The sequence below is a fragment of the Streptomyces sp. BB1-1-1 genome (assembly GCF_031597775.1).
GTDB lineage: Bacteria > Actinomycetota > Actinomycetes > Streptomycetales > Streptomycetaceae > Streptomyces > Streptomyces thinghirensis.
In genome coordinates, this window is record NZ_CP134203.1 from 7386667 (window position 1) to 7398879 (window position 12213).

The 12213-nt window shown below is 71.6% G+C and carries 12 protein-coding genes; 5 read left to right on the plus strand and 7 right to left on the minus strand.

The window, feature by feature from the left end; all coding sequences use genetic code 11:
* Positions 1 to 29 precede the first annotated feature (29 nt).
* Positions 30 to 896 carry an endolytic transglycosylase MltG gene (gene mltG / locus RI578_RS33915; protein ID WP_310874622.1) on the plus strand — a complete coding sequence of 289 codons (867 nt, stop codon included), beginning with the start codon at positions 30 to 32 and terminating at the stop codon, positions 894 to 896.
* Between the two features lie 12 nt (positions 897 to 908).
* Here the strand turns inward: mltG and RI578_RS33920 are convergent, their stop codons facing one another.
* Complete coding sequence (locus RI578_RS33920) at positions 909 to 1988, minus strand: NAD(P)-binding domain-containing protein (RefSeq protein WP_310874623.1); 1080 nt, start codon at positions 1986 to 1988, stop codon at positions 909 to 911.
* Positions 1989 to 2105: 117 nt separating this feature from the next.
* On the opposite strand from RI578_RS33920, the gene RI578_RS33925 reads away from it, so the two are divergent.
* Complete coding sequence (locus RI578_RS33925) at positions 2106 to 2528, plus strand: YjbQ family protein (RefSeq protein ID WP_310874624.1); 423 nt, start codon at positions 2106 to 2108, stop codon at positions 2526 to 2528.
* Between the two features lie 207 nt (positions 2529 to 2735).
* Positions 2736 to 3146: a four-helix bundle copper-binding protein gene (locus RI578_RS33930; protein WP_210959523.1), complete on the plus strand. Its 411-nt coding sequence runs from the start codon at positions 2736 to 2738 to the stop codon at positions 3144 to 3146.
* 105 nt (positions 3147 to 3251) lie between these two features.
* Here the strand turns inward: RI578_RS33930 and RI578_RS33935 are convergent, their stop codons facing one another.
* The 5 genes from RI578_RS33935 to RI578_RS33955 all read right to left on the minus strand — a co-directional run bounded on the left by RI578_RS33935 (position 3252) and on the right by RI578_RS33955 (position 8833).
* The gene (locus tag RI578_RS33935; protein ID WP_310875928.1) at positions 3252 to 4349 is read right to left on the minus strand and encodes a MerR family transcriptional regulator; all 1098 of its coding nucleotides are present in this window, start codon (positions 4347 to 4349) and stop codon (positions 3252 to 3254) included.
* Positions 4350 to 4437: 88 nt separating this feature from the next.
* On the minus strand, positions 4438 to 5658 hold the full coding sequence (locus tag RI578_RS33940) for a metallophosphoesterase (RefSeq protein WP_310874625.1): 1221 nt from the start codon (positions 5656 to 5658) through the stop codon (positions 4438 to 4440).
* Between the two features lie 130 nt (positions 5659 to 5788).
* Positions 5789 to 7288 carry a tripartite tricarboxylate transporter permease gene (locus tag RI578_RS33945; protein ID WP_310874626.1) on the minus strand — a complete coding sequence of 500 codons (1500 nt, stop codon included), beginning with the start codon at positions 7286 to 7288 and terminating at the stop codon, positions 5789 to 5791.
* A 1-nt stretch (position 7289) separates the two neighbouring features.
* Positions 7290 to 7850, minus strand: coding sequence for a tripartite tricarboxylate transporter TctB family protein (locus tag RI578_RS33950; RefSeq protein ID WP_399062309.1), 561 nt, complete (start codon positions 7848 to 7850; stop codon positions 7290 to 7292).
* On the minus strand, positions 7847 to 8833 hold the full coding sequence (locus RI578_RS33955) for a tripartite tricarboxylate transporter substrate binding protein (protein ID WP_310874627.1): 987 nt from the start codon (positions 8831 to 8833) through the stop codon (positions 7847 to 7849). Before RI578_RS33955 ends, RI578_RS33950 begins: the two co-directional genes overlap by 4 nt.
* 295 nt (positions 8834 to 9128) lie before the next feature.
* Here RI578_RS33955 and RI578_RS33960 point away from each other — a divergent pair, with 295 nt between their 5' ends.
* A complete protein-coding gene (locus RI578_RS33960; RefSeq protein ID WP_310874628.1) occupies positions 9129 to 10775 on the plus strand; it encodes an ATP-binding protein in 1647 nt (548 codons plus the stop codon).
* On the plus strand, positions 10772 to 11557 hold the full coding sequence (locus RI578_RS33965) for a response regulator (protein ID WP_310874629.1): 786 nt from the start codon (positions 10772 to 10774) through the stop codon (positions 11555 to 11557). The genes RI578_RS33960 and RI578_RS33965 overlap by 4 nt, the downstream gene beginning before the upstream one ends.
* Here RI578_RS33965 and RI578_RS33970 read toward each other — a convergent pair.
* Positions 11520 to 12110, minus strand: a complete 591-nt coding sequence (locus tag RI578_RS33970; protein WP_310874630.1) for a TetR/AcrR family transcriptional regulator — start codon at positions 12108 to 12110, stop codon at positions 11520 to 11522. The genes RI578_RS33965 and RI578_RS33970 overlap by 38 nt on opposite strands.
* Between the last annotated feature and the right edge of the window lie 103 nt (positions 12111 to 12213).

Genomic DNA, 12213 nt, shown 5'->3' on the forward strand with positions numbered 1-12213 from the left:
TGCGTGCGAATGGGGGTTACCGTGCCCGCATGCAGACGAACACTCCGCGACGGAGCACGAGAGGCACCAGGAGAACGATCCGACTGACGCGCCGGGGCCGCATCGCCCTGATCGTGACCGGCGCCGTCGTGGCCGGTACCGCCGTGGCGGTGCCGCTGCTGACGACGGACGAAGAGGGCGAGTCCCGCCCCACGTCCCTGGTGATCCCGGAGGGCTGGCGCGCGACCCAGGTCTACGAGGCCGTCGACAAGACCCTCGCCCTGCCCCCCGGCACCACGAAGAAGTCCCTCGCCAAGGCCAACCTCAAGCTGCCGAACGACGCCGAGGGCAACCCCGAGGGCTATCTCTTCCCGGCGACCTATCCGCTCGGCGAGAACCCGACCCCGGAGAAACTGCTGACGGCCATGGTCGACACGGCGAACAAGAAGTTCACCGGCGCGCCGATCGCCGCCGGCGCCCAGCGCAACGCGCTGAACGTCTACCAGGCGGTCACCATCGCCAGCATCGTGCAGGCGGAGGCCGCCGCCAAGGAGGACATGGGCAAGGTGGCCCGGGTGGTCTTCAACCGGCTGGAACGCGGCATGCCGCTGCAGATGGACTCCACCATCAACTACGCCCTGGGCCGTTCCACCCTGGAGACCACCACCAAGGACACCAAGATCGACAGCCCCTACAACTCGTACCAGCGCATGGGGCTGCCGCCCACCCCCATCGACAACCCCGGCGACGAGGCGATGAGTGCCGCGATCAATCCGACACCCGGCGACTGGCTGTACTTCGTCACCGTCAAGCCGGGCGACACCCGTTTCACCGCCGACTACGCCGAGCACCAGCGCAACGTCGCCGAGTTCAACCGCGTCCAGGAGAGCGCCTCGAAGGATGCCCAGGCCAAGTGACGGGGCGGGGCCTCACGCGGCGACCGGCGCCTGTTCGGCCAGCAGCCGCCTGATGTCCCGTACGGCCGCGCGTCCGGCCCGGTTGGCGCCGATGGTGCTGGCCGAGGGACCGTAGCCGACGAGATGGATCCGCGGGTCCGCGACCGCGCGCGTCCCCTCGACACGGATCCCGCCGCCGGCCTCTCGCAGCCGCAGCGGCCTCAGATGCTCGATGGCGGCCCGGAAACCGGTCGCCCACAGGATGACGTCCGCGGCCACTCGCCGCCCGTCGCCCCACTCGACCCCCTCGGGCGTGATCCGGTCGAACATGGGCTGCCGGTCCAGCACCCCCGACTCCAGCCCCGCCCGGATCGCGTCGTTCAGCGGCAAACCGGTCACCGACACCACGCTCTTCGGCGGCAGCCCCTGCCGCACCCGCTCCTCCACCAGCGCCACCGCGGCCCGGCCCGCCTCCTCGTCGAAGGGCCCCTCGCGGAAGACGGGGGGCCGCCTGGTCACCCACGTGGTGGCCGCGGCGTGCGGGGCGATCTCCAGCAGGTGCTGCGTCCCCGAGGCGCCCCCGCCCACCACGACCACGCGCTGCCCGGCGAACTCCTCGGGACCGGCGTACCGCGCCGTGTGCAGGTGGCGCCCCCGGAAGGTCTCCTGGCCCGGATAGCGGGGCCAGAAGGGCCGGTCCCAGGTGCCGGTCGCGTTGATCAGAGCCCGCGTCGACCAGGTTCCCGCCGACGTCTCGACGAGCAGCCGGCCGCCCGTCCCCTCGCGCACCGCACGGACGTCGACGGGCCGCCGTACGCGCAGGTCGAAGGCCCGCTCGTACGCCGCGAAGTACTCACCGACCACCTCGGCGGACGGCCGCGCCGGGTCCGTGCCGGTCAGCTCCATGCCGGGCAGCGAGTGCATGCCGTGCACCTTGCCGTACGTCAGCGACGGCCAGCGGAACTGCCAGGCGCCGCCCGGCGCGGGGGAGTGGTCGACCATCACGAAATCGCGCACCGGCTCGAATCCGGTGCGCCGCAGGTGGTAGGCCGCGGCGAGCCCCGCCTGACCGGCACCGATGACGACGACCTCGACCTCGCGTGTGTTGTTCACGTTTCTACCAACGGAGCGGAGGGTCTCGATCTTCCCCGCCGGCCCGCCGGCCCGTCCAGGGCGATCAGGGGCCCGACGTTCTGCGCCCGGCCCGTCGTGTACGCGAGGATGGGAGACATGCCAGATGCCCTCACCACCCGAGTCCTGAACCTCGCCACCGGCTCGGCGGAGCGCGTCGCCGACATCACCGGTGACTGCGAGTCCTTCCTGCGCGAGGCGGCGGCCGGCCGCGACGGCCTCCTCAACGTCTTCGTCCCGCACGCCACGGCCGGGATCGCGGTCATCGAGACGGGCGCGGGCAGCGACGACGACCTGCTGGCCGCCCTGCACACCCTGCTCCCCGCCGACGACCGCTGGCAGCACCGCCACGGCAGCCCCGGCCACGGTCGGGACCACGTCCTGCCCGCCTTCGTACCCCCGCACGCGACCCTGCCGGTGATCGGCGGGCGCCTGGAACTGGGGACCTGGCAGTCGGTGTGCCTGGTGGACACCAACAAGGACAACCCCGACCGCCAGGTCCGGCTGAGCTTCCTGGGCTGACCCAGGGCGACCGGGACCGTCCTGGGCGCGGCCGCTGATTCTCCTCACGATCTGGCGAGAAGTGCCTGCTCCGGAGTGCGCCGGCTGCCGCGGGTGAAAGCGGCTACGACTTCGCCGTTTGCGACATGCGGCGCGGTGATACCCGGCGGGCGTCGACCTGGAAGGCGCTGCTCGGTGCCTTCTGCCAGAAGATTGAGGAGAGGCGCTATGGCCACAACCGTCAATGACATGCTCCGCACCTACCCCGCCGACCTGGGCGGGGTGGACAGGGAAGCCATGGCCAGGTGCATCGAGGAATGCATTGCCTGCGCACAGGCATGTACCGCGTGCGCGGACGCCTGCCTGTCGGAGGGCATGGTCGGTGACCTGACCAAGTGCATCCGCACGGACATGGACTGCGCCGACGTCTGCAACGCCACCGCGTCGGTCCTGTCACGGCATACCGGCTACGACGCCAACATCACGCGAGCCGTCCTGCAGGCGTGCGCCACTGTCTGCAAAGCGTGCGCCGACGAGTGCGCCGGCCACGCCGACATGCACGAACACTGCCGGGTCTGCGCCGAAGCGTGCCGACGCTGTGAGCAGGCGTGCAACGAACTGCTCGCGAGCCTGGGCTGAGACAACGGCAGCACGGTCGGGTGCGCAGGCAGGCGGCCGGGCTCGTGGCGAGGACGGGACGGAGGACTGGCGGGCGCTGGGCCAAGGATCGTGGCCGGTGTCCATTCAGGATGTGAGCAGACGGAGGCCGAGATCTGCCGCGTCGAGGTCGGCGAGGTCGCTGTTGCGCTCGGCCCACCGGCCGGAGTCGAGGTCGTCGCTGAGGCTTCGCACCGCCCGCTGCTCGGCCTCCGGCCCGACCCTCGTCCACACCGACGACGCACGGCGTACGTGATCCTCCAGATAGGCCTCCGGTCGGCGCCAGCACGCCTCGAACAGGCCGTCGGCGCAGTCCCAAGGGATGGGCACCGGCTCGGCGCGGACGCCGATCGCGTCGGCCATCCCGGCAAGCGGGGGAAATTCCCCGAGGACGGTGGCGAACTCGGGCAGGTAGTCGCGGGTGAGCCAGAACCGGTCCTGCCATCCGGGCTCGTCGGTGTCGAACGTGAGCACCACCACGCGGCGGGCCACGCGCCGCATCTCGCGCAGCCCCGCTATCGGGTCCCCCCAGTGGTGAACGGTGGAGACGGCCATCGCGGCGTCGAAGGAGTGGTCCTCGAACGGCAGGTTCTCCGCGGCGGCGGCCACGCACGGCGCCGCGCCGGCAGGCCGCTGCTCCCGCATGACAGCCGATGGCTCCACCGCGGTCACGTCGCGGTCGGCGGGCTCGTAGGAGCCGGTGCCGGCACCGACGTTCAGCACCGTCCGCGCGTCCCCGAGAGCGTCCCAGATCTGCGCGGCGATGCGAGGCTCGGTACGCCGTGTCGTGGTGTAGGCGCCGCCGATCGCGTCGTACAACCGTGCACCGAGCATCTCCAGTTGTTCCTCCGGTGTCACCTTCAGTCCCTTCGACCGTGCCTCGAGCTCCCTGTCGATGGCCGCCACCATGGCGTCGGCGCGATCACGCCGCTCCAGCACCAGGCCGCGCAGTCGGCGCAGGTGCGCGATCGCGTCGGTCGACGAGTCGCCGACCAACTCCGCGACCTCCCGCAGACCGAAGCCCAGCCGCCGGTAGGCCAGCACCTCCCTGAGCCGCTCCACGTCGCCCGCCGAGTAGGCCCGGTACCCAGCCGCGGTACGCGCCGACGGACGCACGAGCCCGACTTCGTCATAGTGATGCAGCGTGCGGACGCTCACGTCGGCCAGTTCGGCCACGCGTCCCACGGTCCAGTGATCTTCCACGGCTCCGACTATGCAGCCTGACGTCACGTGAGGGTCAAGAGCCCGCAGGGGGAGCGGCTGCCGACCGTCCCTACGGCGAGGTGGACTGCTGCGGGGAGCGGAGCACGAGCAGGGTGATCTCGCTGGGGGCGAAGACGCGGAAAGGCGGGCCCCAGAAGCCGGTGCCGCGGCTGGTGTAGAGGAGGGTACGAGTGCCGTGGTGGCTGAGGCCGGCGAGGGCTGGTTGGTCGAGGCGGACCAAGTGGTGGAAGGGCCAGATCTGACCGCCGTGGGTGTGGCCGGAGAGCTGGAGGTCGATGCCGTGGGCCACCGCGCGGTCGATGAACTTGGGCTGGTGGGCGAGGAGTAGCACGGGGAAGTCGGAGTCGGCGCCGTCAAGGGCTCCGGCGAGGTGGGCGCGGTGACCCGCCAGTCCGGAGGACTCGGCGGTGACGTCGTCGACGCCGGCGACCACGAGCGTGTCACCACCGCGTTCGAGCAGCAGATGGCGGTTGCGCAGCGGCTCCCAGCCCAGCTCGTCCATCAGGTCGACCCAGCCCTGGGCCTCGCTGTAGTACTCGTGGTTGCCGGTGACGTAGACCCGGGCCCGAGTCGCCTGCACGGTGCCCAGTGGGGCGGCCTGGGCGCGACGGCGTTCGGCCGTACCGTCCGCGATGTCGCCGGCGTGGCAGACCAGGTCGGCTTCCAGGGTGTTCACCGTCTCGCAGACCCGTGCCGACCAGCGGGCGCGGTCGAGCGGACCGTAGTGGGTGTCGGTGATCAGTACGACTCGGGTGCCGTCCAACCCCTCTCCCAGACGCGGGAGTCGCACGTCGAGTCGGCGCACGCGTGGCACGCGCCGGGCCTCGGTGTACCCCCAGGCGAGCAGTACGGCGGTTACGCCGAGCACGGCCCAGGTGACCATGCGCGCCCGGTCCTGTCCGTCACCGACGCCGGCCACGGACAGGGCGGGCCGGAGCAGCACGCCGAGCAGAACGGACCAGGTGAACAGGACCCAGATGCTGCCCAGCAGCGTGTCACCTACGATCGCCGCCCGGTCCTGCTGCCGCCGACCGTGGCCGCGCACCATCGCGAGCGGCATACCGATCAGGCCGAGGACGAACAGTGCGGTGCCGATCAGTCCGGCGGGGAGCGGCCAGTGCTGACCGGTATGCAGGAGAACCCAGCACGGCACGGCCCACAGCAGGACGGGGGCGATCAGGGGGACGTAACGCATCACGCGCCGCAGTCGGCTCCGTGGCGCCTCTCGCGCTTCACTGGCGGCGGATCGGGAGTTGCTTGTTTCGGTCACGCTTCCCCTCCTGGGTTTCCTTCGACCCTATGTTCCCGGAGGAAAGCCGCCCGCGGTCGTCCCGGAAGGGGACGACCACGGGCGGCAGGCTGTCCGACCGCCAGGTCCGCTGAGTTTCCTGGGCTCAGGATCAGGCGTCCACCCGGGTCCGTCCCCGGATCACCAGCCGCTTCAGCAGCGGCCACGCCAGCAGCAGCACGATCACCGCGTACACCGTCACCGCGAACGGCGTGTTGACCAGGCCCGTCACGCTGCCGTCGCTGATCTGCAGGGCGCGGCGCAACTGCTGCTCGGCGTTCGGACCGAGGATGACGCCGATGACGGCCGGCAGGATCGGCAGGCCGTAGCGCCGCATGCCGAAGCCGACCAGGCCGATGATCAGCAGGATCACCAGGTCGACGACCTCGCCGCCGACCGCGTACGCGCCGACCGCCGCGAAGAACATGATCCCCGCGTAGAGGTAGGGCCGCGGGATGCGCAGCAGCTTGGCCCACACCGGTGCCAGCGGCAGGTTGAGCGCGAGCAGCAGCACCATGCCGACGAAGAGGGAGGCGATCAGCCCCCACACCAGCTCGGGTTCGCGTTCGAAGAGCAGCGGGCCGGGCTGGATGCCGTACTGCTGGAAGGCGGCCAGCATGACCGCCGCGACCGCCGTCGTCGGCAGGCCCAGGGTCAGCATGGACACCAGCGTGCCCGCCGCCGAGGCCGACGCCGCCGACTCCGGGCCGGCCACGCCCTCGATGGCGCCCTTGCCCCACTCGTCCTTGTTCTTGGACAGGCGCTTCTCCGTGACGTACGACAGGAACGTGGGGATCTCCGCGCCGCCCGCCGGGATGGCGCCGAACGGGAAGCCGATGAACGGGCCGCGCAGCCAGGACTTCCAGGTCCGCTTCACATCGTCCCGGCCGAGCCAGGGAAGGCCCACCGGGATCGGCTCGGCCGCCGCGCGCCGCAGGTGGGCCGCCACCCACAGTGCCTCGCCGATCGCGAACAGGCCGACCGCGACGATCACCACGTCGACGCCGTCCGCGAGTTGCAGCGAACCGAAGGTCAGCCGCTGCTGCCCCGTCATCTGGTCCAGGCCCACCAGGCCGATCGTCAGGCCGATCAGCAGGGAGGCCAGGCCTCTGATGCGCGACGAACCGAGTACCGAGGTCACGGCGATGAACGCCAGCACCATGATGGCGAAGTAGTCCGGCGCGCCGATGTCCACCGCCAGGTCCGCGACCGTCGGCGCCAGCGCCACCAGCAGGATCGTGCCGATCATGCCGCCCGCGAAGTGACCGATGGCGGCGGCCGCCAGCGCCTGGGCGCCGCGCCCCGACTTGGCCATGGGGTTGCCCTCCATGGCCGCGACCACGGCGGCGCTCTCGCCGGGGGTGTTGAGCAGGATCGAGGTGGTCGAACCACCGAACATCGCGCCGTAGTAGATGCCGGCGAACATGATGAACGCGGCGACGGGATCGAGTCCGTACGTCACCGGCAACAGAAGCGCCACCGCCATCGCCGGGCCGATGCCGGGCAGCACACCGATGGCCGTGCCGAGCAGCACACCCAGGGCGGCCCACAGCAGGTTGAGCGGCGTGAGGGCCGTACCGAAGCCGTCCATGAGGGAGTTCAAGGCGTTCATGTCAGAGCACTCCCATCAGCGGACCGCCGGGCAGTGGCACTCCGAGCAACTTGTCGAAGACGATGTAGGTGATCAGGGACAGCACCGCGGCGATCAGCGGATCGCGGTCCAGGCGGCGGCTGCCGAGGGCGAAGGCGGCACCCCAGAAGAGCAGCGCCCCGGCGACCGGGAAGCCGACCGGCTCGATGAGTACGGCCGCGCCGAGGAAGATCCCGGAGAGCAGCAGCACCGTGCGCCAGTCGGCCGGTTCGGACAGGTCGATGTCCTCGCCGCCCTCCGCCTCGCCCCGGCCGCCGCGCAGCACGTCGACGGCGAGCAGCGCGGCGATCACCAGCAGCCCGATGCCGACCGCGATCGGCACGGTCTTGGGGCCCACCGGCCCGCGCTGGGTGATGTCGACGTCCATGGTGAGCGCGTCGGTCAGGACGAGCACACCGAGCGCCATCAGCAGGACGCACACGCCCAGTTCGGAGTGGTCGCGCAGCCACGAGCGCCGCTCGGCCGCCGGGGCCGGGGCCGGGGCCGGGTCGGGCGCCGGGGAGGAGTCGGTCCGCGTCGTCACAGTCCCAGCTCCTTCAGTACCGACACCACACGCTTGTCCTGGGCCTCCAGGAACGCGCCGAACTTGTCACCGGTGAGGAAGGCGTCGTCCCAGCCGTTCTGGTCCAGGGACTTCTTCCATTCCGGAGAGTCGTGCAGCTCCTCGAACAGGCGGGTCAGCTTGTTCCGCTCCGCCTCCGACAGGCCGGGCGGGGCGACGATGCCGCGCCAGTTGGTGAAGTCCACGTCGTAGCCGGACTCCTTCAGCGTCGGCGCGTCCTTCAGGTCGTCGACCCGCTCGGGGCCGGTCACCGCGAGCACCCGCAGCTCGCCGGCCTTGATCTGGTCCAGGTACTCGCCGACACCGGAGACCCCGAACCCGACCTTGTTGCCGAGGATCGAGGCGAGCAGCTCGCCGCCGCCGTCGAAGGGGATGTAGTTGACCGACTTGGGGGAGATCCCGGCGGCCTGCGCCATCAGCATCGGCGCGAGGTGGTCGGGCCCGCCCGGCGACGAACCGCCGCCGACGGGGATCTTGCCCGGGTCCTTCTTCCAGGCGGTGATCAGTTCGTCGATCGTCTTGTACGGCGAGTCCTTGCCGACCACGACGACGTCCTGCTCCTCGGTGAGCCGCGCGATCGGCGTGGTGTCGGCGAGGGTCTTGGGCGCGTGGTTGGAACGGGCGGCGCCCACCACGCCGAGGCCCATGGACATGGCGAGCTTGCCGTTGCCGTGTTCGCTCACCAGCCGGCTCAGACCCACGGTGCCGCCCGCGCCGGGCAGGTTGAACACCTCGATGTTGTGCGTGAGCCCGGCGTCCTCGGCGTTCTTCGCGGCCGTGCGGGCGGTGATGTCGTAGCCGCCGCCCGGCGTGTTGGGAACCATGAAGCGCAGGCCGGGGATCTGCGTGCCGGTCTCGGCGTCGCTGCCCGTGGAGAGCAGCGGCGGTCCCGCGAGCACGAGCACGGCGGCCCCGAGCAGGGCAAGGGGGGTGCGCAGGCGCACGTATGACACCACCTGTCGGTTGGGTAGAGCGGTAAGTGGTAAGGGGCGAGACCCTGTGGGGGGGTGACGTGGGCCACATGGTGCCTGCGGACCGGCGGCCTGTCTTCCTTGCGGAACCAAGGGAGGTTGTGGTCTTTGCGGTCACCGCCGGGCCGCCCGGTGGATCACCGGTACGTCGCCGACGCATCCCCGGTTCATTGCGAAGACAGCACATCTCTTTCCTTCGCCGCAGGTGGGCGCCATGATGGCGAGCCGGCACACCCGCCCGCCCCCGTCAGCCGAGATCGAGTCAGCCGTGGCCCCCACCTTCCGCCGTCAGACCCTCGCGGGCGAGATGCTGGTCCTCCAGCTCGCCATCGTCGTGGTCGTGCTGCTCGCGGTCGCCGCCGTCTCGCTCGCCCAGTCCAAGGCCACCTTCAACCGCGTCGAGGGCCGCCGGGTCACCGCCCTGGCCGAGCAGCTCGCCGCCACGCCCCTGGTCCGCAGCCAGCTGCTGCGCCCCGTGCCGCAGCAGGCCCTCGCCCCGCTGGTGAACTCCACACAGACCCAGTCCGGGGTCACCTCGGTCACGGTGGCCGACGCCGGCGGCCGCGTCGTCAGTTCCACCGACCCCACGCTGATCGGCGGCCGGCTGCCGCGCGGCGAGGGCGCCGCCGAGGGGCGCGGCTGGTCGGGCCCGCTGACGGTGCACGGCAGCCGTGAGCTCGTCGCCCAGGTCCCGGTGCTCGGCGCCACCCGGCAGACCCTCGGCCGGCACCTCGGCACGGTGATGGTCGGCGAGGCCGACCCGACGGTGTGGCAGCGCCTCAGCGGCGCCTCGTCCTACCTCCTCGCCTACCTCGGTATCGCCAGCGGCCTCGGCGTGGCCGGCTCCTGGCTCCTCGCCCGGCGCGTCAAACGGCAGACCCTCGGCCTGGAACCGCGCGAGATCGCCGGGCTCGCCGAGCACCGGGAGGCCATGCTGTACGGCATCGCCGAGGGCGTGGTCGCCCTCGATCCGCAGCACCGGCTGACCCTGGTCAACGAGATGGGCCGGCGTCTGCTCGACCTGCCCGCCGACTGCGTGGGCCAGAGCCTGGACGGCCTCGGCATCGACGGCCGGCTGCGCGACGTCCTGGCCGGGGCCGCGGCGGACGGGGCCGAGCCGCGCGACGAGGTCGTGGTCCGCCACGGCCGGGTCCTGGTGATGAACCGCATGACCGTCACCAAGGACGGCCGCCCGTTCGGCTCGGTCACCACCCTGCGCGACCGCACCGAACTGGCCCGCCTGGAACGGGAGATCGGCTCCTTCCGCAGCACCTCCGAGCTGCTGCGCGCCCAGGCCCACGAGTTCGCCAACCAACTGCACACCATCTCCGGACTCATCCAGATCGGCGAGCAGGACGAGGTGGTGCGCTACATCCGCGCGCTCAACCAGCGCCGCCAGTCCCTGGACGTCACCCTCAGCCGCCGGGTCCGTGACACCGCCGTGGCCGCGCTGCTGACGGCGAAGTCCTCCCTGGCGGCCGAGCGCAGGGTCGCCCTGCGGGTGTCCGACCGCACGGCGCTCGACCGGCTCGCCCCGGAGGACGCCGCGGACGTGGCGACCGTGGTCGGCAACCTCGTAGACAACGCCCTGGACGCCGCGGCGGCGCCCGATGGCGACCACGACGCCTGGGTGGAGGTCGAGCTGCGCCAGGACGCCGCCAGCGTCGAGATCGTGGTCCGCGACTCCGGGCCCGGCGTGGCGCCGGAACTGGCCCGCGAGGTTTTCTCCCACGGCTTCACCACCAAGGCCGCCCGGCAGGGCGAGCGCGGCATCGGTCTGGCGCTGACCAGGCTGGTCTGCGAGCGCCACGGCGGTGAGATCTCGGTGACCAACACCCCCGAGGGTGCCATGTTCACCGCACGCATGACCGTCAGCCACCTCACCGACGCGGTGGCGGAAGGAGCAGCACCATGACGGGTACGAGCGGCACGGCCGACGCGGCCGCCACGACCGCTGTGACGGGGGCGGCGGCCCCCCGGGGCACCGACGCCGCGATCGGCGTGCTCGTGGTCGACGACGACTTCATGGTGGCCCGGGTCCACCGTGCCTTCGTGGAGCGCGTCGAGCCCTTCCGGGTCGTCGGGGTCGCGGGCACCGGGGAGCAGGCGCTCGCCGCCGTCGGGGAACTGCGCCCCGACCTCGTCCTCCTCGACCTGTATCTGCCGGACGTCTTCGGCCTCGACGTCATCCCCCGGCTGCGCGCCGCCGGGCACGACTGCGACGTCATGGTCATCAGCGCGGCCCGGGAGGCCGACGCGGTGCGCGGCGCCGTCCGGCACGGGGTGGTCGACTTCCTGCTCAAACCGTTCGAGTTCGAGGACCTGCGGGTCCGGCTGGAGCGCTACGCCGTCCAGCGGGGCCGGCTGCTCGGCACAGTGGTGCGCAGCCAGGCCGACGTCGACCGCGTACTGGCGGGAGCGTCGCCGGTCCCGGCGCTGCCCAAGGGCATGAGCGTGGAGACCGCCGAGCTGGTCGAACGCACGCTGCGTGCGGCCGACGGCTCCCTGTCCGCCAGTGAGTGCGCGGCCCTGACCGGCGTCTCCCGGGTCAGCGCCCGCCGCTACCTGGAGTACTTCCACACCGTCGGCAGCGCGGAGGTCTCCCTGCGCTACGGGGTGGCGGGCCGCCCCGAACGCCGCTACCGCTTCCGGGGCGCGGTCACCGGCCTGGCGCTCCCGCCCGCAGCGCGTCCATGACGAAGTCCAGGAAACGGGTGGCCCGCGGCTGCCAGTCCTCGCCGGGATCGATCAGCCAGAGACCGCCGATGACGAGGAAGAAGTCGTCCGCTGAGACCCCGGGCCGGATGGTGCCGGCCTCCTCGTTGACGCGGAGCAGGAGCTGGGCCGCGTCCATGACGGGGGTGGGGCGCGGCTTCTCCGGTCCGCCGGGGGCGCTGGTGACCAGCCGGATCGCGTCCGCCAGACCGGCCTTGGTCATCGCGAAGCGGGCGAGGCGGTCCATCCATTCACGCAGGGCCCGCTCGGGTTCCCGCGTGGCCAGCAACTCGGGAGCGGCGTCCGCCACCTGCTGCATCTCGTAGCGGTAGACCTCCAGGACCAGCGCCTCGCGGTGCGGGAAGTTGCGGTAGAAGGTGCCCTGTCCCACGCCCGCCTTCTTGGCGATGCCGCTCAACGGGGCGTCCGCGCAGCGCGTCAGTTCCTCTGTGGCCACTTTCAGGATTCGCTCGCGGTTGCGCTGGGCGTCCGAACGCAGAGGAGTGTCCGGCCTGTCCCTCTTCGGCTGCGGCACTCGTCCTCCTTCCGGGTTCGTGGCCGAATCCCGTCCTTGCTAAGCGGACAACTGTCCGTTACGTTTTCCAGCGAGCGGACAGTTGTCCGGTTGCCGGTCCACT